A 19,721-nucleotide genomic window follows, 5' to 3' on the forward strand; every position below is an offset into this window, starting at 1 on the left:
CCGGGAGCGGTCCGGCGGACCAGCGGCGGACAGCCCCCTGGACGGCCCTCGACGGCCCCCGGAAGGCCCCTCGGCCGTCCCCTCCGGAGACGGCCTAGCGGCCGCCGTTGTACGGGCCGTACGGGCCGTCGCTGCTGCTGCCGCGGCGGCGGCCGGTGCCGCTCACCCGGCGCAGCGCGGGGCGTACGTCGACGAAGAACACGATGGTGGCGATCAGGCCCGCGATCTGCAGGAACATCATGCCGAGGAACAGGTCGACCAGGACCGTGACGCCGAGGATCACCAGCCAGAAGGGCTTGGTCTGCTTGTCGGCGGCCCGGTACGCGTCCTCGCGCGCCATCGCCGCGAGGACCAGCCCGGCCACCGCCGGGATCAGCGTGCCGTAGAACAGCGCGATCTGAAGGGCCGTGTCGAACCCCTGCATCAACATGCCGCCCACCGCCTCCTAGCGAATCTCCGACGGACCCAACCTACCCGCACAACGGGCCGGACACCCGGTTCGGTGCCCGGCCCGTCGCACTCGAGTACTCCCGGCCCCGGTTCGCGCCGGACTACTCCGCGGACTCGGGGGACCCGGCCGACCCGGCGGCCGACTTCTTGGCCGCCGGCTTGCGCGGGGCGGCGGTCCGGCGCGCCGCCTTCGGCTTCTCCTCGGAACCGGTCTCGTCCTGGTCCCCGGCCGCGGCCTCCTGCTCGGCCGGAGCCTCGACGACGGCGGCGATGTCAACGATCTCCTCGGCCACCTCGCCGCGCCAGGTCCTGACCGCCTGCTCGCCGCGCTCGGCGACCTTCTCGTACGTCTCCTTCGCCCGGACCGCGTACTCGGCGGCGAGGCCGAGGCTGCGCAGGGCGATGTCCTGGGCCTGCTCGCCCAGCTTCTTCAGGTCGGCGTCGAAGGTGCCGACGACCTCGGCGACCTTGGCGGTCACCGCGGCCTGGGCCTCCTTGGCCCGGTCCTGGACGACCTTGGGGTCGGTGTTGCGTACCGCCTCGATACGGGCCGGGGCCTCGGCCCGCAGCTGCTCGATGAGGCCGGGAACCTTCCTGGCCTGCTCCACGGCGATGTCGGCCGTGCCGGCGGCGAAGTAGAGGGGAGTGGGGTCGGCGAGGGTCTTACGCAGGTCATCGGCGATGGCCATCGGTGGTCCTCCCGGATCACGGTGCGGTGCACCGCGCGTGGCGCCCGGGGCATCGGGCCCCGGGGGCGTGCGGTGCGGTCGGTGCTACGGCGTCTTCGCGGGTGCGTCCTCGAGAGCGTTCTCCTTGCGGAACGACTCGTAGATCTGCAGGAGCACCTGCTTCTGGCGCTCGTTGATCGACGGGTCGGCGAGGATGACGGCGCGCGTCTCCACCTCGTCCGGTTCCCGCTCGTCGAGGATCCCGGCCCGTACGTAGAGCGTCTCGGCGGAGATCCGCAGCGCCTTGGCCAGCTGCTGGAGGATCTCGGCGCTGGGCTTGCGCAGCCCGCGCTCGATCTGGCTCAGGTACGGATTGGACACCCCCGCCGCATCGGCCAGCTGCCGCAGCGACAGCTGTGCCGTCCGGCGCTGCTCACGCAGGTATTCGCCGAGATTTCCGACGTTGAGTGTCCCCATGTCCCGATCCTCCCCCACGCCGCTAACTTTTGCAAGCAGCCTGCTAGCACGAGTGTCGCCCCCTCGGGATCCGGCAGCCCAGCGCTCCGAGGACCGCGGCCCCGGACGGCGGCGGGTCGAGACGTGAACACCGGGCAGGGCCGGGCATCACGACGCGGGGGCGCGCCAGGCGGAGGCCAGGAGGAGGGCGCCGGGGACGATGCCGCCGGTGATGGCCGTGAGCCAGGCGGGGGCGTCCAGGGCGGCCAGGACGAGGGCGACGGCGCCGCAGGCCGTGAGCGCGGCGCCGAGGGCGTGGAGCGCCGGGCGCCGCCAGGCTGCCGCGAGCCCGAAGAAGTGCACGCCGACTACGAGGGCGATCCAGCCCACGAAGGCGTGCGGGGCGTGCAGGACGCGGCTGATGACCAGGAGCCCCGCCACGAGGAACGCGACCTCCGCCGCCACGACGTACCAGTAGCGGCGCCCGAAACCGCTACGGGGAGCGGGGACCGCGCCGCCGGGGGCGGTGCGGCCCCGGCGGGTCACGAGGAGGCCGGCGAAGCCCGCGACCGCGAGGACGCGGAGCGGGACGGCGAGGTGCTGGGGCAGGGCACCGGCGTTCGCCTGGATGAACACCGTTCCGAAGGCGCCGCCGATGAGTCTGCCGGTGAACTGACTGGTCATGATCATCAGCTTGTCATGGCGGCGTCGGAGTCAGCTGAGGGGGAGGCGGCCCACGATCTGGTCACCGCTGAGTTCGCCGGTCTTCTCGAAGCCCAGGCGGAGGTAGAACTCCTCGGGTCCCGTGGGGCCCGGGTGCCAGGTGACGGTGAGGGCGGTGCCGCCGCGGCGGCGGATCTCGGCGGCGACCGACTCGACGGCGAAGCGGCCGTACCCGCGGCCCTGCCGGTCAGCCGCGATGTTCAGGCGCCAGAGGCCGTCGCGGGGCGCCTCCCCCGGGTTGAACTCGGCGCCGAAGAACGCCATCAGGAAGCCGACGAGCTCCTCGCCGTCGAAGATCAGGCGCGGCCAGGCCAGGTCGGGGTGGACGTAGGCCTCGGCCAGGGAGCGCACCACGGGCGCCACCGCGTGCTGCTGGTCCGGGCGGACCGAGAGGGCGAGCGCGGCGTCGATGTTGTCCGGGGTCACCGGCTCCAGTCGCGGGCCGGGCCCCGCGTCGGGTCGTGCTGTCATGATCGCGACTGTAGGGGCCGGGACGGGCGGACCGCATGCGGATATCCGGGCCGGGCCCGCCCCTGCGCTCCCCCGGGCACCGACGCCCTCGGGGTGCCGCACGTCACCGGGGCGCCGTACGTTCACAGGGCGCCGCACGTCACCGGGGGCCGGAGCCGGGCATCCACTCCGTCGTCGAGGGGCCGACCACCTAGCGGGCGGAGGGCGGTTCGGGCGCCCGCCGGCCCACGACCACGGTCGCCCCGAGTTCGTCGTCGGCCACGACCCGCGTCCGCAGTCCCGCCCGCTCGAAGGCGGCCGCGGTCAGGTCGGCCTGGTGCTCGCCGGTCTCGATCAGAAGGTGCCCGCCCGGCGCGAGCCAGGCGGGTGCCTGCGCGACGACCCTGCGCTGTACGTCCACCCCGTCCGCGCCCCCGTCCAGGGCGACCAGCGGCTCGTGCTCGCGCGCCTCGGGCGGCAGCAGTCCGATCTCCCCGGTCGGCACGTACGGGGCGTTCGCCACCAGGACGTCCACCCGTCCGCGCAGCTCCGCCGGGAGCGGCCCGTACAGGTCGCCCTCGAAGACCCGGCCGCCGAACGGGGCGAGGTTGACGCGCGCGTACCGGACCGCCGCCGGCCCGACGTCCGCCGCGTACAGCCGCACGCCGGCCGCGCCGGCTCCCGGGTCCCCGGTCCGGCCCCGGTCCGCGGTGCCGTCCCCGACCCGCTCCCCCGCCCGGTCCGCGATGCGGGCCGCGACCGCGCCGCCCAGCGCGCCGACCCCGCAGCACAGGTCGAGCAGGACCGCGCCCGCGCCGGGCGCCAGCCCGGCGGCCACCGCCACGAGGAACTCGCTCCGGCGCCGCGGCACGAAGGCCCCCGGCCCCACCGCCCAGCGCCGCCCGCAGAACTCCGCCCAGCCCAGCACGTGTTCCAGCGGATGGCCGGCGGCCCGGCGCGCCACCATCGCGGCCAACGCGCCGTCGGCCGGCCCGCGGTCCCCCGGACCGCCGGCGGCCCGTCCCCTGTCCGCCGGCCCCTCCGCGGCGGCCTCGAGCAGCAGCCGGGCCTCCTCCTCCGCGAAGACGCAGCCCGCGGAGCGCAGCCGCCGCACCACGTCGTCGTACACCACGTCGCCGTACGGGGGTTCGGCCGCGGAGACGCCGGGCACGTCAGCCGCCCAGCCCGGCGAGGTCCAGCGCCGCGATGCGCTCCGGGTCCGCCAGGATGTTGATCTCGACGATGCGGCCGTCGACGATCGTCAGGTCCATGAGCGACTGCGGCCGCCCGTTCGGTGCGGCCATCGCGCCCGGCATGCCGTTGACCAGCACCGGCACCGACACCGCGCCCAGCTTCGAGAACATGAGCGCCTGCTGCGCCACCGCCGTCGCCCCGCGTACCAGCTGCGCCATGCCGCCGGCCACCGCCCCGAGGTCCACGCGCAGCACCACGTCCGGGTCGAGGACGGTCAGCAGGCCGTCGAAGTCCCCGTCGCGCGCGGCCGCGAGGAAGGCGCCGACGACCTCCCTGCGCCTGCTCGTGTCCGTGTCCGGCTTCGGGGTGCCGCCCTGCACCCGCCGGCGGGCCCGGCTGGCCAGCTGCCGGGTCGCGGCCGGGGTCTTCTCCACGATCGGGGCGATGTCCTCGAACGGCACCGCGAACATGTCGTGCAGCACGAACGCCAGCCGTTCCGCCGGCCCGAGCCGGTCCAGGACCACGAGCAGGGCGTACCCGACGGAGTCCGACAGCAGCGCCTGCTGCTCGGGGTCGGCCCCGTCCTCGCGGCTGACCACCGGGTCGGGCAGCCGCTCGGGGAAGGCGTCCACGGATTCCTCCCGGCGGGCCTTGCGGGAGCGCAGCTGGTCGAGGCACACCCGGCCGACGACCGTGGTGAGCCAGCCGCCGAGGTTCTGCACGCCGCTCACGTCGGTCCGGTCCAGCCGGAACCACGCCTCCTGTACGGCGTCCTCCGCCTCGCTCAGGCTGCCCAGCATCCGGTAGGCCACCGCACGCAGGTGCGGCCGGCTCTCCTCGAACCGGGCCGCCAGCAGATCACTGTCGTTCTGGGGCACCGCAGGCTCCATCCGTCGTCCTCGTCGGCCGTCTCACCCGTATGACGCACCGGACGTGCCGATTGTGACACCCCAAGATCAACGCCGGGGTGTCGGTCAGAAGAGGTCCGGGCACCAGGGCCGCAGGGCCGTGCGGAACACGTCGTCCGCCAGCGCCGCCGCACCCGGCCGCTCCTCCGAGATCCGCCCCAGCAGCGCCAACCGCGCGGCCGACACGTCACCCAGGTAGAGCGCGCTCAACTCGGCGATGCCCAGGCGCAGGTCGGGCGCCCCGTCGGTCGGGACGCAGACGGGCCGCTCGCCGGTCGCGTCGAGCCGGTAGCGGCCGCCGGCCGGGCCGTCGGGGTCCGCGACCTCGAGGACGAGGACGCCCGGGTGCTCGTACGTCCGCGCCTCCAGGGCCCGTACGACGTCCAGCAGGCGCACCCACAGCCAGTCGGCGCTCGTCACGATCGACGCGGCCCGCCGGTTGGGCAGCAGGTCGGGGACGAGGTCGTCGGGGGCCCGGTAGCCGGTGCGGACCCTGCGCACCCAGTCGATCGAGCACAGGAAGTGCCACAGCGCGCGCTCGGCCGCCGGGGTGACGGCGATCAGGTCGTGCACGGCCAGGCTCTGGTCGGGGGTCTTGGCGTCGGTCCACTTCTCGTCGGCCGGCGCGTAGACCGCCAGTCCCTCCGGCTCGCCGTCGGCCGACCGGTAGACGGCGTGGAACCTCTCCTTGTACGGGCGCCAGCTGACCGACTCCAGACCGGTGGCCAGCTTCCACCAGCGCTCGTCGCGGTCGATCACGCCCGGCCGCCGGGCCCGCAGCCGCTCGTGGAGCTGCGGGCCGATCTCCCGCACCTCGGCGGCCTCGGCCAGGTCGACGCGGCCGCCGTCCTGCGGGCCCGCCCAGCGGCGGTCGAGGCCGGCGCGCAGGGTGTCGATCTCCCACTCGCACAGGGAGGTCGCCGGCGCGAAACCGTACCGCCCGTAGATCGGGTACTCGGCGGCGATCAGGGTGGCGGCCACCTCGCCGCGCTCGCGCGCGGCCGCGAGGTCGGCGGCCATCATGCGGCTGAGGATGCCGCGGCGCCGGTGGGTGGGGGCGACCACGACCCCGGAGACCGCGGTCGTGGGGATGCTCGCGCCGCCGGGCACGGTCAGCCGCTGCGCGAAGGAGCGGAAGGTGGCCACGCACCGGCCGCTGTGGGTGTCGTACGCGCCCTGGCAGCGGTCCAGGCCCGCGTACTTGACCCGCTGCGCGACGTCGTCGTCGGTCGGGACCGCCGGCGTCAGGAAGCCGGTCAGCGTCGTCCGGGCCCAGTCCTTGACGTCGGATTCGGTGATCGTGCGGATCTCAACGGTCATTCCGTCACGCTAGGCGGCCCCGGATCGGCCCGTCACGCGAATTTCCCCGTCCGGCGGCGGCGGCCGCCGGACGGATCCGGCCGACCTCAGGCCAGCAGGTCGTCGACCTGCGCCTCGCCGTCCCGGTACCGGCGGGTGATCTCGGCGCCGCAGTCGTCCGCCGTCCGCTGGAGGGCCTGGCGCCGCCGCGACACCTGCTGCTCGTACCGGACCAGCCGGCCCATGCCCTCGTGCAGCTCCTCGTCCGTCCGGGCGCCGAGGTCCGACAGCTCGACGTCCGCGAGCATCTCGGCGGCCAGCCGCCGGTACTCCTCGCTGTGCGGGGTGCCCAGGGTGACGTGCCGGGCCGAGGCGCTGCGCCGGGAGGGGGCGTCGGCGAGGATCTCCGAGAGCCGGTCGACCACCGCGGCCTCCACGGCCACCGGCGCCGCCGGGTCGGTACGCCGGCCCAGCTCGGCCCGCAGGATGTCGATCCGCCCCTGCAGCAGCCGCCGTACGTAGCTCAGGTCCGCCTCGTCGCGCAGCGCCTCCCGGCGCACGGTGCGCAGCTCCGGCAGCCGCAGCAGGGCCAGGTCGTGCCGGGGGACCTCGGGCAGCCTGCCGCCGCCCGCCGGTCGGTCGCCCGGCCGGTCACCGGGCCGTTCGCCGATGCGCTGCGCCGGCGGACGCGCGGCCGTCGGGACGGGTCCGGAGGGTTGCCCGGTACCAGAAGTGCTCATCACGATTCATGTCCCCTCGCTCGGGCGCACGGCCTGCGTGCATCGTGCCACTCTCCGTGGGGGCGGTGCAGGCGCACGCCACCCGATCGGCCCCGGACGGGTGCACGCCTGCTACACAAGTGGTATGCGAGCAGTGGTTCAGCGCGTCGACGGCGCGAGCGTGGTGGTGGCGGGCGAGACGGTCGGGGAGATCGTCGGCGAGGGGCTGTGCGTCCTGGTGGGGGTGACCCACGACGACACCCCGGAGAAGGCGGCGCAGCTGGCGCGCAAGCTGTGGTCCGTACGGATCCTGGAGGGCGAGAAGTCCTGCTCGGACAACGGGGCCCCGCTGCTGGTCGTCTCGCAGTTCACGCTGTACGGCGACGCCCGCAAGGGACGCCGGCCCACGTGGAACGCGGCCGCGCCCGGACCGGTGGCCGAGCCGCTGGTCGACGAGGTGGTGGCGCAGCTGCGGGCACTGGGCGCGACCGTGGCGACGGGCCGGTTCGGCGCGGACATGCGGGTCTCGCTGACGAACCACGGCCCGTTCACGGTGCTGCTGGACGTCTAGGAACGGCACCGGGCAGACGTCCGCCCGCCCTGGCCGGCCCGGCCCCGAAGCCACGGGCCGTGCCCGAAGCCACGGCCCGGCCCTCCGAACCACCGGCCGCCCTACGGCTCGACCACGACCTCCTGGGCCGCGGCCGTCGTACCGGCCAGCAGCTCCGCGTCCACCGGAACGTTCCGCTTCAGCAGTCCGAGCGCGATGGGACCGAGCTCGTGGTGGCGCACCGAGGTGGTGACGAAGCCGAGCTGGCGGCCCTCCGGGCCGTCCGCCTTCAGCCGCAGCGGCGCGCCGTGCGGCGGCAGCACCACGTCGCTGCCGTCGAGGTGCAGGAAGACCAGCCGGCGCGGCGGCTTCCCCAGGTTGTGGACGCGCGCCACCGTCTCCTGGCCCCGGTAGCAGCCCTTCTGCAGGTGCACCGCGGTACCGATCCAGCCCAGCTCGTGCGGGATGGTCCGGTGGTCGGTCTCCAGGCCGAGCCGCGGGCGGTGCGCCTCGACGCGCAGCGCCTCGTACGCCAGCAGTCCGGCGGCCGGCCCGTGCGCCGCGGCGAAGGCCTCCAGGTCCGCACGCGGGAGGAAGACGTCGCGGCCGTGCGCGGTCTCCCGTACGACGAGCTCCTTGCCGACCTCGGCGATCGAGCCGGCCGGCAGGTGGACCACGGCGAGGTCGGCGGTCCGGTCGGCGACTTCCACCCGGTAGAAGAACTTCATCGACTCCAGGTAGGCGATCAGCGCCTCCTGCGTGCCGGGCTCGACGTGCGCCCAGACGGTGTCGCCGTCGTCGACGAGGTAGAGCGCGTGCTCGATGTGGCCGTTCGCGGACAGGATCAGGGCCTCGGTGGCCAGGCCCGCGGGCAGCTCGCTGACGTGCTGGGTGAGCAGCAGGTGCAGCCAGCTCAGCCGCTCCGGTCCGGTGACGGCGACGACGCCGCGGTGCGAGAGGTCGACGAACCCGCGGCCCTCGGCGAGGGCGCGCTGCTCGCGGAAGAGGTCGCCGTAGTGCGCGGCGACGGCTTCGTCGGGGCCTTCCCCGGGGACGGCACCGGGCAGCGAGAGCAGAGGGCTGGCGAGGGTGGTCATACCGCCGATCCTACGACCGCCCGCCGGCGTCCGGTCGGGCCGCTGCCGCCGGCCGGCCTTCGGGCGGGCCGACGCCGCCCGTTCGACTCCGCGGGCCTACCGACCGCTCGACTCCGCGGGGGCGGCCGCCGCGGCGCCGTGCTTCGCCGCGCAGTCCCGGCAGCGGCCGAAGATGGCGAAGTGCTTCATGTCCGTCTCGAAGCCGAACTCGGCGCGCAGCTTGGCGGTGAAGTCCGCGGCCACGTCGACGTCGGCCTCGATGACCTCCGTGCAGTCCCGGCAGACCAGGTGCAGGTGGTGGTGCCGGTCGGCGAGGTGGTAGGTCGGGGCCCCGTGCCCGAGGTGGGCGTGCGAGACCAGGCCGAGCTCCTCGAGGAGCTCCAGGGTCCGGTAGACGGTGGAGATGTTCACGCCCGAGGCGGTCTTGCGCACCTCGCCCAGGATCTCGTCCGGGGTGGCGTGTTCGAGCGCGTCGACGGCCTCCAGGACAAGCTGGCGCTGCGGGGTCAGGCGGTAGCCGCGCTGCCGCAGGTCGCTCTTCCAGTCGGTGCTCACCACGGCCCCAGTGTAAGCGCGCCCCAGGGCACGCCGAAGGGGACCGCGGCGGGCCGCGGTCCCCTTCGGGTCGCCGGGCCCGGGGCCCGGCGGGAGCTCAGCGCACGGCTCAGCGGAAGAAGGCGATGCCGTCGTCCGGCATGTCCGGGAGGTTGCGCGCCATCTCGGCGACCTCCTCCGGGGTGACGACCTTCTTGAGCTGCGCCGACATGTACGGGCGCAGCGGGACCTCCGGGGTGGTCTTCTCGCCGACCCACATGAGGTCGCCCTTGACGTACCCGTACAGGCGCTTGCCGCCGTTGTACGGGCCCGAGGCGGCGGTGCGGGCGACGGCGTCCGTGGCCAGGTCGATCTGCGGCTTCCGGTCGGCCAGCTCGCCGTACCAGACCTCGACGACGCCCTGGTCGCGGATCATGACGATCTCGACCTTGCGGTCCTTGTCGATGCGCCAGTAGCCGGTCTCCGACTCCAGCGGGCGGACCTTGTTGCCCTCGCTGTCGAGGACCCAGGTGCGCGAGGTGTACTCCAGGAAGTCCCGGCCGTCGTGGCCGAAGACGACCTCCTGGCCGAAGTTGCACTTCTCTTCACCGGGGAAGTCGAAGACGCCCGCGCCTTCCCAGGTACCGAGGAGGAAGGCGAGCGGAACGAGTTCCGGCTTGAGGTCGGACGGGATCTGGATCATGAGTGGCTCAGGCGATCTCTGGGTGTCGACGGGGTTTCCGGGGTGGGGTTTCCGGGGTGGTCAGCGCTGACCCTGGTACAGCTTCTTCACGGCCAGGCCGGTGAAGGCGAGCACGCCGACGCAGACCAGGACCAGCAGGGAGGTGAAGAATGCCTCAAGCACGGGGTGCTCCTCGGACGATCGGTTGGGTCCCCCGGCGCTGCAGCCGGAAGGCGGCCGGAGGGAAGGCCGGTCCCAGCCTATCGGGCCGGGCCGGGACGCTCTCTGCGAGGTTGCCCGTACGGGTGTCCGACGCGTGCGGGAGCCCCGTACGGACCTGGTCCCCGCGCTGCCCGAGCAGCTGGTCCCGCAGCACGACCGTCCGGTGGAACGGCGCTATTCGTCGCGGCGCCGCTTTCCGTCCAGTTCGTCCCACCACTCGTCGGACTGCGGGTCCCCGGACGGGTCGTCCCACCAGCGGTCGTCCGGGCCGCGCCGGTTCGCGATCATCGCGGCCACCGGCGGGATGACCATGGCCACCACGCACATCCCCACGGCGGCCGGCACCGACCACAGGCGCACGAATCCCCAGGCGGAGACGAAGAGGACCAGGCATCCGCCCATCAGCAGGAAGTAGGCGCGTCTGCGCCGGGCGTACATGACTCCAGCGTACGGACCCCGCGGCGGCCCCGGAACGGCGCGAAGGGCCGCACCCCGATCCAGTGGCGTCCAACCCCCTGGGGTGCGGCCCTCCGGCCGGTACACGTGGCTGCCCCGCGGCAGCCGGCGGCGGTCGTCAGACCGCGATCGCGACGTCCGTCAGGCTGCCGGTCTCGGTGACGACGACCTTGCGGTCGGCCTGGGCGCCCGGAACCAGGGCGCGCAGCGTCCACTCGCCGGTGGCCGCGTAGAAGCGGAACTGGCCGGTGGCCGAGGTCGGGACCTCGGCGGTGAACTCACCGGAGCCGTCCAGCAGGCGCACGTAACCGGTGACGGGCTCGCCGTCCTTGGTCACCTGGCCCTGGATGGCCGTCTCGCCCGGCTTGAGCGTGCTGACGTCGGGGCCGCCGATCGGAGCTCCACACATGTTCTCTGTCCTGTCCTAGAGGTATAAGGGGGGTCCTGCGTGCCCGGTGTTACTTGTTGGCGCCGATCTCGATCGGCACGCCGACGAGGGAGCCGTACTCGGTCCACGAGCCGTCGTAGTTCTTGACGTTCTCGACGCCGAGGAGCTCGTGCAGCACGAACCACGTCAGCGCGGAGCGCTCACCGATGCGGCAGTAGGCGATGGTGTCCTTCGCCAGGTCCACCTGCTCGTCGGCGTACAGGGCCTTGAGCTCGTCGTCCGACTTGAACGTGCCGTCGTCGTTGGCGTTCTTCGACCACGGGATGTTGCGGGCGCTGGGCACGTGGCCGGGACGCTGCGACTGCTCCTGCGGGAGGTGCGCCGGGGCGAGGAGCTTGCCGGAGAACTCGTCGGGCGAGCGGACGTCGACCAGGTTCTGGGCGCCGATGGCGGCCACGACGTCGTCGCGGAAGGCGCGGATGGAGGTGTCCTGGGCCTGGGCCTTGTAAGAGGTGGCCGGGCGGTTCGGGACCTCGGCGCCGTCGACCAGGTCGCGGGAGTCGAGCTCCCACTTCTTGCGGCCGCCGTCGAGGAGCTTGACGTCCTGGTGGCCGTACAGCTTGAAGTACCAGTAGGCGTACGAGGCGAACCAGTTGTTGTTGCCGCCGTAGAGGACCACGGTGTCGTCGTTGGCGATGCCCTTGCGGGAGAGGAGCGCCTCGAAGCCCTCCTGGTCCACGAAGTCGCGGCGGACCGGGTCCTGGAGGTCCTGCTTCCAGTCGATCCGGACGGCGTTCCTGATGTGGTTCTTGTCGTAGGCGGACGTGTCCTCGTCCACCTCCACGACGACGACCTTCGGGTCGTCGAGGTGGGCCTCGACCCAGTCGGCGTCGACGAGTACGTCGCTGCGGCTCATGGTGTTCTCCTCCGGGGCAGTGTGCGGCGGGTGGTGCAGGGAGTGCTGCGGGTGCTGCGGTGCGCGGGTCGGCGGCCGCCCGGAGACCGGGTGTCCGGATGCCGGGATGCGGGGAGGCACGCCGGGGCCGGGCAGGGCGGGGCGGTCGCGGATTCGCGCGGGATGCCGTCGTCGTGCGACGGCCGGGCAGGAGCGGCGCCGGCGCTCGCGGGGAGCGGGGCCTGCTCGCTCACCTCGAGCGACAGAGCATGGCGGCGACGCGGCACAGGTCTACTGCCCGCCGCTTCGTGAGTTCCGCCTGTCGCTTCATAGGCAGGAATCGTAGGGAGGTTCCGGGCGGACTGTCACCGGTGTGTCATATACCGAGACAGGATCGTCCGAATGTCAGGACGGTAGGCGACTTCCGAAGGCCCCGGAAGCCGTGCGGGACCGCGGCGGGACCGCGCTGGGGCCACTTCGGCTGCGGTGCGGACGCGGGTGTCTCAATATGTGGCCGGGTGTCCGGTGGGCGACCGGTCAGGGGCGGTTCCCGCGGCGTCTCAGCGGGCGCCGAGCTCGACGTCCGTGCCCTTCAGGACCGCCCGGACGCCCGCGCCGTCCGTCGTGACGGACGCGAGGGAGAGGCCCTTCGGGAGGGCGTCGACGGTGCGGTCGAAGTCGGTCTTGCGGCGGATCAGCTCCTCCAGCCCGGGGAAGCCCTCACCGGGGACGTGCTCGGCCCGCACCCGCACCACGTTCCCGCCCACCAGCCTGACGGTCGAGACCACGCTGCGCGACAGGGTCCGGCCGAAGACGCCGACGGTCGCGGTGACCTTCACCTTGCCCGGCGCGCCGCCGTACGAGACGGTCACGCCCTCCTGGGCGGCCGCGGTCAGGTCGGCGTACGACAGGAACGCGGTGCCGTCCGCGCGGCCGGCGGTCCCGCCCTCGTAGTCCCCGCGCAGCCGTACGTCGTGGAAGCTCGCGTCGAGCTCGGTGACGCGGACGGGGTGGCCGCCGGACTTGGTGTCCACCCCCCGCAGGTGCGCGTCGACCCGCTCCAGCCGGTGGTCGACGAGCTGGGTCAGGAACGGGAAGCCCCTGATGTCCACCTCGGTCCCGCCGGCCCGGCCCTGGCTGAAGCGGACCCGGTCCGCGAGCTCGCTCTCCGCGCGGCCCTCCGCGATGCGGTCGGCGGCGACGAGCAGTCCGGCGAGGACCGCCAGTCCGATCAACACGATGCGCAGTGCCCGCACTGGTCTTGTTCCCCCCTGTGGTGCCCGTACGGGCCCGAACGGCCGGTGCGGCCGCGGCCGGTCCGGCCACGACCGGGGCGACCGGCCGGACCCGCGGTCGGGCCCGGCGGCGGTCGCCCTCCGGTACTACGAACGTTCCCCGGCCCGCGGTTCCCCGGATGCGGTGGGATCGGGGGCGCGGTGTGCGGGTCCCCTCGGTGCGTGACCGTCGTGACCGTCGTGACCGTCGCGACCCGCAGGCCCTGACGGCAGGCCCACCTCTGGGGCAAGGGGGCTCCCCCACACCCCACACCCCACACCCCACGCACCACGGGACCCACGCGCTCCGGGCGCGCGGGTCAGCCGGCGACCACCCGGCCGACCAGGTGGACGGCGGGCGCGGCCAAGGCCAGCGGCAGCGCGACGCCGGCCGTCATGTGGACGAACTTCGACGGGTAGTCGTACGCCGCCACGCGCAGGCCGGCCAGGGCGCACGCGCCCGCCGCGAGGCCGATCAGCGCCCCGCCCGCGCCGGTCCCCGCGAACCCGCCCACGAGCAGGCCGACGCCGGCCGCGGCGGCCAGCGAGACGCCCACGGACGGCGCCGCGGGCAGCGGCAGGGCCCGCACGACCGCGGCGACCGCCACCGCGGCGGCGCCGACCGTGACCGCACCGTGGTCCGCGGCGAGGTAGCCGGCGCACACGACCGCCAGGGCCGCCGAGGCGACGCTGGCCATCAGGCCGTACATGCGCTCGTCGGGATCGGCGTGCGAGCGCAGCTGGAGCACCAGGGTGAGCAGCACCCAGACGCCCAGGGTGCCGAGCACGGCCGCGGGGCCCCGCCCGGTGGCGAGCACCGCGCCGTCGGCGACAAGGCCGCCGAGGAACGCGAGCGCGATGCCCTGGCGGGCCGGCCACATGCCGTTGAGCCGGAACCAGCCGGCCGCGGTGAGGCCCTGGAGGGCGACGAGCGGGAGCAGCAGCGCGTACTGGCCGAGGCCCGCGGCGACCGCCATCAGGCCCCCGAGCGCAGCCGTGATCAGGGCGGACTGCGGACCCGGGTCGATGATCGGCGAACGGCCTTCGGCGCGGGCCTGGCGCGGGTCGCGCACCCGCACGCTGCCGAGGGTGACGGGGGCCGAGTACTCACCCGTCTCGGCGCCGCCGGGCGGGCCCGGCTGCGGTGCGCCGCCGGCGCCGGGCGCCGCGGGGTCCGGGTCTGTGCCGACCGGGGCCGGCTGCTGCGGGCGCGCGCCGTGGCGGCCCCGCGGGGCCTCCTCGTCGCGGACGGGCGGCAGGTACGCGGTCTCCGCCACGGCGTCCGCGGCGTCCACGGCGTACGGCGCCGGGCCGTCCTCGCGCACGGGCGGGAGGTAGGCGGTCGCGGCGGCGTCGGCCGCGCCGAACGGGGCGTCGTCCCGGACCGGCGGCAGGTACGCCGTCTCCGCGGCGTCGCCGGCGGCGGCGACCGGGGCCTGCCCCGTGCCCGCGTCGGGCCACGGCGCGGCGGTGGGAGCGGGGGCGACCTGACCGGTGCCCGCCTCCGGCCACGGAGCCCCGGCCGGGGTGTGCCCCGTACCGGCCTCGGGCCACGGCGTGGCGACGGGAGCGGAAGCGACCTGGCCGGTGCCCGCCTCCGGCCACGGCGTGGCGGCCGGCGCGGGGGCGACCTGGCCCGTGCCCGCCTCGGGCCACGGCGTCGCGGCGGGAGCGGGGGCGACCTGACCGGTGCCCGCCTCGGGCCAGGGCGCGGCGGTCGGCGGGGCCGCGGCCGGGCCCGTCCCGGCGTCGGTCCAGGTCGACGGGCCCGGGCCCGGAGCGCCCGCGCCCGTGCCGGCCTCCGGCCAGGCGGCCGGCGCGGCGGCGGTGCCGGGCGCCGGGGTGTGCCGCGCCCAGGACGGGGCCTGCGGCGCCTGGGGGTCGGCCGGCTGCGGCCACGGGCCGGACTGCTGGGCGTGCGGGTCGTGCGGGGTGAGCGGGTCGTGCGGGGTGTGCGGGTCGTGCTGCTGCGGGACCGCGCCCCTTCCCGCGTCGGGGTACGCCGCGGGGTCGGCGGCGTGGCCGCCCGGGGCCCCCTCGGGCCGGAAGACCGGCTGGTAGGTGGTGTCCCAGGTCTCCGACGACCAGGTCTGGGTGGAGAACGGGTCCTGCGGCCCGCCCGCGTACGGCTCCGGGGCGGGCTGCCCCGTGTCGGGGTGCCCGTGGTGCTGCTCGCTCATCTCGCCCCTCACCCGCCCGCGAACGGCGGGAGGACCTCGACCGTGCCGCCCTCGGTCAGGCGCACGGAGTCGTGCGGCCGGGTGCCCACCGGGTCGTGGTCGACCAGGAACGAGCACCGCTTCAGCACCTGCACCAGCTCCCCGGGGTGCCGCTCGCGCGCGGCGTCCAGCGCCTCCGCGAGCGTCTCCGCCGCGTACGGCTCCTCCGCGGTCCCGGCCGCGGCCTTGGCCGCCGCCCAGTAGCGGATGGTTCCCGCTGCCACAGCAGCTCCTTTCGTCGGGGGTCCATCATGCCGTCTCGTACCCGTGAGCCAGTCCGCCAGGCGGCCCAGGAGCGCCTCGTCGGCCGCGTTCTCGGCGTGCCCCATGCCCCGCTCCAGCCACAGCTCCGCCGGGCCGGCCGCGGCGAGCATCCGCGGGTGGTCGAGCGGGAAGTAGGGGTCGCGGTCGCCGTGCACGATCAGCAGCGGGACCGGCGCGATCAGCGGCACCGACGCGTACGGGGCGAGCGGTACGGGCGACCACTCCCGTGCCGAGATCCGCGTCCCCAGTCCCGCGCGGGCCACCAGCCGCCCGGCCGGGGTCGTCACCACCCAGTGCAGCCGCCGCATGGGCGCGGTCCCCCGGTAGTACCACCGGGCGGGGGCGCTCACGGCGGCCACGGCGGCCGGCCGTGCTTCCGCACGCCCCCCGTGCTCCCGGAGCCCGCCCGACCCCCCGAGCGGAGCGGGGCCCGCCGTGAGGGCCGCGTGCCGCAGCACCACCGAGCCGCCCATCGAGAAGCCGACGGTGGCCACCCGGGCGTGCCCCCGTTCGCGCGCCCAGGCCACCACGGCGGCCAGGTCCAGCACCTCGCGGTCGCCCAGCGTGGAGCGCCCCCCGGAGCGGCCGTGGCCTCGGAAGGAGAAGGTGACGACCGCCGCGCGCCGGGCCATCACCGCCGCCGCGCGCCGCACCGCGGGCCGGTCGCAGGAACCGCCGAACCCGTGCGCCACCACGATCGCTCCGTTCTCCGCAGGCCCGGATCCGGGCTCGTACCGGGCCTCGATCGGCACCCCGTCCGCCGTGACCAGCGTGGTGCGGACCACACGGTCGGCTCCCGGCACGCCCTCTCGCGCGGTACTCATGTGGGCTATTCTGCTGCGCAGAGGATCCGGGCAACGTTGCCCCCGGGTCCTTTTGTGCTTTCAGCACGTTGAACACAGCACGAACACCGGCAGCCGGTGGAACCCTGGTTCCACACCGGTCCGGTCGCGGGCCCCCGGGCGCGGGGTCCGTACCGCAGTACCGTCAGAAGCAGTGCGCACAGTCCTCGACGGGACCGAGGAGGAACCGACGTGATGGGCCAGCGAACCACGCACGACCGTCCGACCCGGGCAGGTGGTCGGCGATGAGCTCACTCCTGCTGCTGACCAACGCCCTCCAGCCGTCCACCGAGGTGCTGCCCGCCCTGGGTCTGCTCCTGCACAGCGTGCGCGTGGCCCCCGCCGAGGGCCCCGCGCTCGTGGACACCCCCGGCGCCGACGTGATCCTCGTCGACGGCCGCCGCGACCTGCCCCAGGTGCGGTCGCTCTGCCAGCTGCTGCGCTCCACCGGGCCCGGCTGCCCGCTCGTCCTCGTCGTGACCGAGGGCGGCCTGGCCGCCGTGACCGCCGACTGGGGCATCGACGACGTCCTGCTCGACACGGCCGGCCCGGCGGAGGTCGAGGCCCGGCTGCGGCTGGCCACGGGCCGCCAGCAGCTCGGCTCCGACGACTCCCCCATGGAGATCCGCAACGGCGACCTGTCGGTCGACGAGGCGACGTACTCCGCCAAGCTCAAGGGCCGGGTCCTGGACCTGACCTTCAAGGAGTTCGAGCTGCTCAAGTACCTCGCGCAGCACCCGGGCCGGGTCTTCACCCGGGCCCAGCTCCTGCAGGAGGTGTGGGGGTACGACTACTTCGGCGGCACCCGTACGGTCGACGTCCACGTACGGCGGCTGCGCGCCAAGCTGGGCCCGGAGCACGAGTCCCTGATCGGCACGGTGCGCAACGTCGGCTACCGCTTCGTCGCCCCCGAGAAGGTGGAACGGGCGGCCGAGGAGGCCCGCAGCAAGGCGGCCACGGAGACCGCCGCCGAGGCCGGGACGCCGGCCCGCCGGTAGGGGCGGACGACCGTTCCGGCTCCCCCGGCCGGCGTGTAGGCCGTCCGGGGGAGCACGCGAGATCGTCCGCTGGGCAGACGCCCTGCCCACGCGGCGGTCACCCCGCGTAGAATTCCGCGCGTGGCCAAGGTGACGCGGGACGACGTGGCGCGACTTGCGGGTACTTCTACCGCCGTCGTGAGCTACGTGATCAACAACGGACCCCGGCCGGTCGCCCCGGCCACGCGCGAGCGTGTCCTCGCAGCGATCAAGGAACTGGGGTACCGGCCCGACCGCGTCGCCCAGGCGATGGCCTCACGGCGCACCGACCTCATAGGCATGATCGTCCCCGACGCGCGCCAGCCCTTCTTCGCCGAGATGGCGCACGCCGTCGAACAGGCCGCGGCCGAGCGCGGGAAGATGGTCCTGGTCGGCAACTCCGACTACCGCACCGAGCGCGAGGTCCACTACCTCCGCGCCTTCCTCGGCATGCGGGTCTCCGGACTCATCCTGGTCAGCCAGGGCATGAGCGAGCAGGCCGCGAGCGAGATCGAGGCCTGGGACGCCCGGGTCGTCCTGCTGCACGAGCGGCCGGAGGCCATGGACGACGTGGCCGTCGTCACCGACGACGTGGGCGGCGCCCAGCTCGCCACCCGCCACCTGCTGGAGCACGGGCACGAGTACGTGGCCTGCATCGGGGGCATCGAGAACACCCCGTCCGTCGGCGACCCCGTCGCCGACCACGTCGAGGGCTGGCGGCGGGCCATGCTGGAGTCCGGCCGCTCGGTCGAGGGCCGGCTCATCGAGGCCCCGTACAACCGGTACGACGCCTACCGGGTCGCCCTGGAGGTGCTGGCCCGGCCGGACCGGCCCACCGCGATCTTCTGCGCCACGGACGACCAGGCCATCGGCGTCCTGCGGGCCGCCCGCGAGCTGCGCATCGACGTGCCGGGCGAACTGGCGGTGGCCGGCTTCGACGACGTGAAGGAAGCGGCCCTGACCGACCCCCCGCTGACCACCATCGCCTCCGACCGGCCGGCGATGGCCCGGGCCGCGGTGGACCTGGTGCTCGACGACGCGCTGCGGGTGGCCGGGTCCCGGCGGGAGCGGCTCAAGCAGTTCCCGTCCGCGCTGGTGGTCCGCCGTTCCTGCGGCTGCCACCCCAGCGGCTCCTGACGGCCCTTTATTCCGGGCATACAGTCTTCTGTCGGGCTTCTCAGCGGGTACTCAGGAAGCTCTCATGATCGGCGGCCAGAGTCTGGTCCATGACCGACAGCCACCGCCACGAAGGCGGGTACCCGCAGCAGGAGAACCCCACCGGCCCCCCGCAGCAGGACACCGGCTACCCGCAGCAGGAGCAGGCCGCGGGGTACCCCCCGCCGCCGGCGTACGCGCCGGCGGCACCGGTCGGCCACGGCGTACCGGCCGGCCACGCGGCACCCGCCCGCTCCCGGCGCCCGGCGGCGCTGGTCGCCGCGGTGGCCCTGGCGGCCGCGCTGGTCGGCGGCGGCACCTCGTACGCGATCGGCCAGTTCCTCGGCAAGGACGGCGGCACCGTGAACGGCGTCTCCGGCACGAACGTCTCCCGGTCCGACGCCGGCACGGTCAGCGGCGTCGTCCGGCAGGTCCTGCCCTCCATCGTCGAGTTCGACGTCACGACGGCCAACGGCACCGCCACCGGCTCCGGTGTGATCATCAGCTCCGGCGGTGAGGTGCTCACCAACAACCACGTGGTGGCGGGCGCCACCTCCATCAAGGTCCGGACCTCCGACGGCAGGACGTACGGAGCCAAGACCGTCGGCACCGACCCCGACAAGGACCTCGCCCTGGTCAAGCTGTCCGGCGCCGGCGGCCTCAGGGCCGCCGCGCTCGGCGACTCCTCCAAGCTCTCGGTCGGCGACCAGGTCGTGGCCGTCGGCTCCCCCGAGGGCCTGACCGGCACCGTCACCAGCGGCATCGTCTCCGCGCTGAACCGCGACGTGACCGTCCCCAAGTCGGACGGCGGCGACGGCGGCGACGGCGGCCGGCAGCAGTGGCAGCAGGACGGCGGCTGGCCGTTCGAGTTCGGCGGCCGCCAGTTCAACGGCGACACCGGCTCGTCGAAGACCACCTACAAGGCGATCCAGACCGACGCCTCCCTCAATCCCGGTAACTCCGGCGGCGGCCTGTTCGACATGAACGGCAACCTCGTCGGCATCAACTCCGCCATCTACTCGCCCTCCACGGGGCAGTCGGGCGCGGGCAGCGTCGGCCTCGGCTTCGCCATCCCCGTCGACACCGTCAAGAAGGACCTCGGCGCGCTGCGCGACGGCGGCAGCGGCGGCGCCGGGAACGGCCGGCAGCAGGAGGGCGGCGACCGCGGCGGCGACGGGTTCTTCGGCACCCTCTTCTGACCCGCCGCCGTGCAAGGCTGGGGGCCCGGGACCCACCCGGGCCCCGCCCTCTTGAGAAGGA

General features: G+C 74.6%; 23 protein-coding genes and 1 pseudogene. 4 read left to right on the forward strand and 20 right to left on the reverse strand.

The window, feature by feature from the left end:
• Nucleotides 1–94: 94 nt before the first annotated feature.
• The 9 genes from IF43_RS0123880 to IF43_RS0123920 all read right to left on the reverse strand — a co-directional run bounded on the left by IF43_RS0123880 (nt 95) and on the right by IF43_RS0123920 (nt 6,888).
• Complete coding sequence (locus IF43_RS0123880; protein ID WP_030204190.1) at nt 95–430, reverse strand: DUF2516 family protein; 336 nt, start codon at nt 428–430, stop codon at nt 95–97.
• A 121-nt stretch (nt 431–551) separates the two neighbouring features.
• On the reverse strand, nt 552–1,139 hold the full coding sequence (locus tag IF43_RS0123885) for a hypothetical protein (protein ID WP_030204191.1): 588 nt from the start codon (nt 1,137–1,139) through the stop codon (nt 552–554).
• 84 nt (nt 1,140–1,223) lie between these two features.
• Nucleotides 1,224–1,595: a helix-turn-helix domain-containing protein gene (locus tag IF43_RS0123890; RefSeq protein ID WP_037889784.1), complete on the reverse strand. Its 372-nt coding sequence runs from the start codon at nt 1,593–1,595 to the stop codon at nt 1,224–1,226.
• Between the two features lie 147 nt (nt 1,596–1,742).
• On the reverse strand, nt 1,743–2,258 hold the full coding sequence (locus IF43_RS0123895) for a hypothetical protein (RefSeq protein ID WP_234332511.1): 516 nt from the start codon (nt 2,256–2,258) through the stop codon (nt 1,743–1,745).
• Between the two features lie 30 nt (nt 2,259–2,288).
• Nucleotides 2,289–2,768 (reverse strand): GNAT family N-acetyltransferase, encoded by a 480-nt coding sequence (locus IF43_RS0123900; RefSeq protein WP_030204196.1) that lies wholly within the window; start codon nt 2,766–2,768, stop codon nt 2,289–2,291.
• Between the two features lie 190 nt (nt 2,769–2,958).
• Nucleotides 2,959–3,876: a putative protein N(5)-glutamine methyltransferase gene (locus IF43_RS0123905; RefSeq protein ID WP_037889811.1), complete on the reverse strand. Its 918-nt coding sequence runs from the start codon at nt 3,874–3,876 to the stop codon at nt 2,959–2,961.
• A 43-nt stretch (nt 3,877–3,919) separates the two neighbouring features.
• A complete protein-coding gene (locus tag IF43_RS0123910) occupies nt 3,920–4,831 on the reverse strand; it encodes a sigma-70 family RNA polymerase sigma factor (protein ID WP_030204199.1) in 912 nt (303 codons plus the stop codon).
• A gap of 84 nt (nt 4,832–4,915) precedes the next feature.
• On the reverse strand, nt 4,916–6,169 hold the full coding sequence (locus tag IF43_RS0123915) for a GNAT family N-acetyltransferase (protein ID WP_030204202.1): 1,254 nt from the start codon (nt 6,167–6,169) through the stop codon (nt 4,916–4,918).
• Between the two features lie 86 nt (nt 6,170–6,255).
• Nucleotides 6,256–6,888, reverse strand: a complete 633-nt coding sequence (locus IF43_RS0123920; protein ID WP_030204203.1) for a hypothetical protein — start codon at nt 6,886–6,888, stop codon at nt 6,256–6,258.
• A 124-nt stretch (nt 6,889–7,012) separates the two neighbouring features.
• Between IF43_RS0123920 and dtd the strand changes: the two genes are divergently transcribed.
• A complete protein-coding gene (gene dtd, locus IF43_RS0123925; protein ID WP_030204209.1) occupies nt 7,013–7,438 on the forward strand; it encodes a D-aminoacyl-tRNA deacylase in 426 nt (141 codons plus the stop codon).
• A gap of 101 nt (nt 7,439–7,539) precedes the next feature.
• Here the strand turns inward: dtd and IF43_RS0123930 are convergent, their stop codons facing one another.
• The 11 genes and pseudogenes from IF43_RS0123930 to IF43_RS0123975 all read right to left on the reverse strand — a co-directional run.
• The gene (locus IF43_RS0123930; RefSeq protein ID WP_030204211.1) at nt 7,540–8,514 is read right to left on the reverse strand and encodes a folate-binding protein YgfZ; all 975 of its coding nucleotides are present in this window, start codon (nt 8,512–8,514) and stop codon (nt 7,540–7,542) included.
• 96 nt (nt 8,515–8,610) lie between these two features.
• On the reverse strand, nt 8,611–9,072 hold the full coding sequence (locus IF43_RS0123935; protein ID WP_030204214.1) for a Fur family transcriptional regulator: 462 nt from the start codon (nt 9,070–9,072) through the stop codon (nt 8,611–8,613).
• Between the two features lie 106 nt (nt 9,073–9,178).
• Nucleotides 9,179–9,751 carry an FABP family protein gene (locus IF43_RS0123940; protein WP_030204216.1) on the reverse strand — a complete coding sequence of 191 codons (573 nt, stop codon included), beginning with the start codon at nt 9,749–9,751 and terminating at the stop codon, nt 9,179–9,181.
• A gap of 375 nt (nt 9,752–10,126) precedes the next feature.
• Complete coding sequence (locus IF43_RS0123950; RefSeq protein ID WP_030204219.1) at nt 10,127–10,390, reverse strand: DUF3099 domain-containing protein; 264 nt, start codon at nt 10,388–10,390, stop codon at nt 10,127–10,129.
• 136 nt (nt 10,391–10,526) lie between these two features.
• Nucleotides 10,527–10,817, reverse strand: a complete 291-nt coding sequence (locus tag IF43_RS0123955) for a DUF1416 domain-containing protein (RefSeq protein WP_030204220.1) — start codon at nt 10,815–10,817, stop codon at nt 10,527–10,529.
• 49 nt (nt 10,818–10,866) lie between these two features.
• On the reverse strand, nt 10,867–11,712 hold the full coding sequence (locus IF43_RS0123960; protein ID WP_030204221.1) for a sulfurtransferase: 846 nt from the start codon (nt 11,710–11,712) through the stop codon (nt 10,867–10,869).
• 229 nt (nt 11,713–11,941) lie between these two features.
• Nucleotides 11,942–12,022, reverse strand: coding sequence for a putative leader peptide (locus IF43_RS43915; RefSeq protein ID WP_369405192.1), 81 nt, complete (start codon nt 12,020–12,022; stop codon nt 11,942–11,944).
• 229 nt (nt 12,023–12,251) lie between these two features.
• Nucleotides 12,252–12,947 carry a DUF2993 domain-containing protein gene (locus tag IF43_RS0123965; RefSeq protein ID WP_030204222.1) on the reverse strand — a complete coding sequence of 232 codons (696 nt, stop codon included), beginning with the start codon at nt 12,945–12,947 and terminating at the stop codon, nt 12,252–12,254.
• Nucleotides 12,948–13,285: 338 nt separating this feature from the next.
• Nucleotides 13,286–15,145 (reverse strand): hypothetical protein, encoded by a 1,860-nt coding sequence (locus tag IF43_RS42985; protein WP_051795969.1) that lies wholly within the window; start codon nt 15,143–15,145, stop codon nt 13,286–13,288.
• An 8-nt stretch (nt 15,146–15,153) separates the two neighbouring features.
• Nucleotides 15,154–15,408, reverse strand: coding sequence for a MoaD/ThiS family protein (locus IF43_RS42990; protein WP_234332514.1), 255 nt, complete (start codon nt 15,406–15,408; stop codon nt 15,154–15,156).
• 42 nt (nt 15,409–15,450) lie between these two features.
• A pseudogene (locus IF43_RS0123975) lies at nt 15,451–16,272 on the reverse strand (alpha/beta hydrolase); the annotation flags it as partial.
• Nucleotides 16,273–16,535: 263 nt separating this feature from the next.
• Here IF43_RS0123975 and IF43_RS0123980 point away from each other — a divergent pair.
• From IF43_RS0123980 to IF43_RS0123990, 3 genes are all read left to right on the forward strand, one after another.
• Nucleotides 16,536–17,288 carry a response regulator transcription factor gene (locus IF43_RS0123980; protein WP_030204225.1) on the forward strand — a complete coding sequence of 251 codons (753 nt, stop codon included), beginning with the start codon at nt 16,536–16,538 and terminating at the stop codon, nt 17,286–17,288.
• Nucleotides 17,289–17,408: 120 nt separating this feature from the next.
• Nucleotides 17,409–18,443 carry a LacI family DNA-binding transcriptional regulator gene (locus tag IF43_RS0123985; protein ID WP_030204226.1) on the forward strand — a complete coding sequence of 345 codons (1,035 nt, stop codon included), beginning with the start codon at nt 17,409–17,411 and terminating at the stop codon, nt 18,441–18,443.
• An 89-nt stretch (nt 18,444–18,532) separates the two neighbouring features.
• Nucleotides 18,533–19,660 carry a S1C family serine protease gene (locus IF43_RS0123990; RefSeq protein ID WP_063753387.1) on the forward strand — a complete coding sequence of 376 codons (1,128 nt, stop codon included), beginning with the start codon at nt 18,533–18,535 and terminating at the stop codon, nt 19,658–19,660.
• The last annotated feature ends 61 nt before the right edge of the window (nt 19,661–19,721 follow it).

This window comes from Streptomyces sp. NRRL S-87 (assembly GCF_000719335.1).
GTDB lineage: Bacteria > Actinomycetota > Actinomycetes > Streptomycetales > Streptomycetaceae > Streptomyces.

Bases quoted from the DNA above. Each gene is read 5' to 3' on its own strand.
- IF43_RS0123880 (WP_030204190.1), bottom strand. From the start codon at position 430: ATGTTGATGCAGGGGTTCGACACGGCCCTTCAGATCGCGCTGTTCTAC.
- IF43_RS0123885 (WP_030204191.1), bottom strand. From the start codon at position 1,139: ATGGCCATCGCCGATGACCTGCGTAAGACCCTCGCCGACCCCACTCCC.
- IF43_RS0123890 (WP_037889784.1), bottom strand. From the start codon at position 1,595: ATGGGGACACTCAACGTCGGAAATCTCGGCGAATACCTGCGTGAGCAG.
- IF43_RS0123895 (WP_234332511.1), bottom strand. From the start codon at position 2,258: ATGACCAGTCAGTTCACCGGCAGACTCATCGGCGGCGCCTTCGGAACG.
- IF43_RS0123900 (WP_030204196.1), bottom strand. From the start codon at position 2,768: ATGACAGCACGACCCGACGCGGGGCCCGGCCCGCGACTGGAGCCGGTG.
- IF43_RS0123910 (WP_030204199.1), bottom strand. From the start codon at position 4,831: ATGGAGCCTGCGGTGCCCCAGAACGACAGTGATCTGCTGGCGGCCCGG.
- IF43_RS0123915 (WP_030204202.1), bottom strand. From the start codon at position 6,169: ATGACCGTTGAGATCCGCACGATCACCGAATCCGACGTCAAGGACTGG.
- IF43_RS0123920 (WP_030204203.1), bottom strand. From the start codon at position 6,888: ATGAGCACTTCTGGTACCGGGCAACCCTCCGGACCCGTCCCGACGGCC.
- dtd (WP_030204209.1), top strand. From the start codon at position 7,013: ATGCGAGCAGTGGTTCAGCGCGTCGACGGCGCGAGCGTGGTGGTGGCG.
- IF43_RS0123930 (WP_030204211.1), bottom strand. From the start codon at position 8,514: ATGACCACCCTCGCCAGCCCTCTGCTCTCGCTGCCCGGTGCCGTCCCC.
- IF43_RS0123940 (WP_030204216.1), bottom strand. From the start codon at position 9,751: ATGATCCAGATCCCGTCCGACCTCAAGCCGGAACTCGTTCCGCTCGCC.
- IF43_RS0123950 (WP_030204219.1), bottom strand. From the start codon at position 10,390: ATGTACGCCCGGCGCAGACGCGCCTACTTCCTGCTGATGGGCGGATGC.
- IF43_RS0123955 (WP_030204220.1), bottom strand. From the start codon at position 10,817: ATGTGTGGAGCTCCGATCGGCGGCCCCGACGTCAGCACGCTCAAGCCG.
- IF43_RS0123960 (WP_030204221.1), bottom strand. From the start codon at position 11,712: ATGAGCCGCAGCGACGTACTCGTCGACGCCGACTGGGTCGAGGCCCAC.
- IF43_RS43915 (WP_369405192.1), bottom strand. From the start codon at position 12,022: ATGAAGCGACAGGCGGAACTCACGAAGCGGCGGGCAGTAGACCTGTGC.
- IF43_RS42985 (WP_051795969.1), bottom strand. From the start codon at position 15,145: ATGAGCGAGCAGCACCACGGGCACCCCGACACGGGGCAGCCCGCCCCG.
- IF43_RS0123980 (WP_030204225.1), top strand. From the start codon at position 16,536: ATGAGCTCACTCCTGCTGCTGACCAACGCCCTCCAGCCGTCCACCGAG.
- IF43_RS0123990 (WP_063753387.1), top strand. From the start codon at position 18,533: ATGACCGACAGCCACCGCCACGAAGGCGGGTACCCGCAGCAGGAGAAC.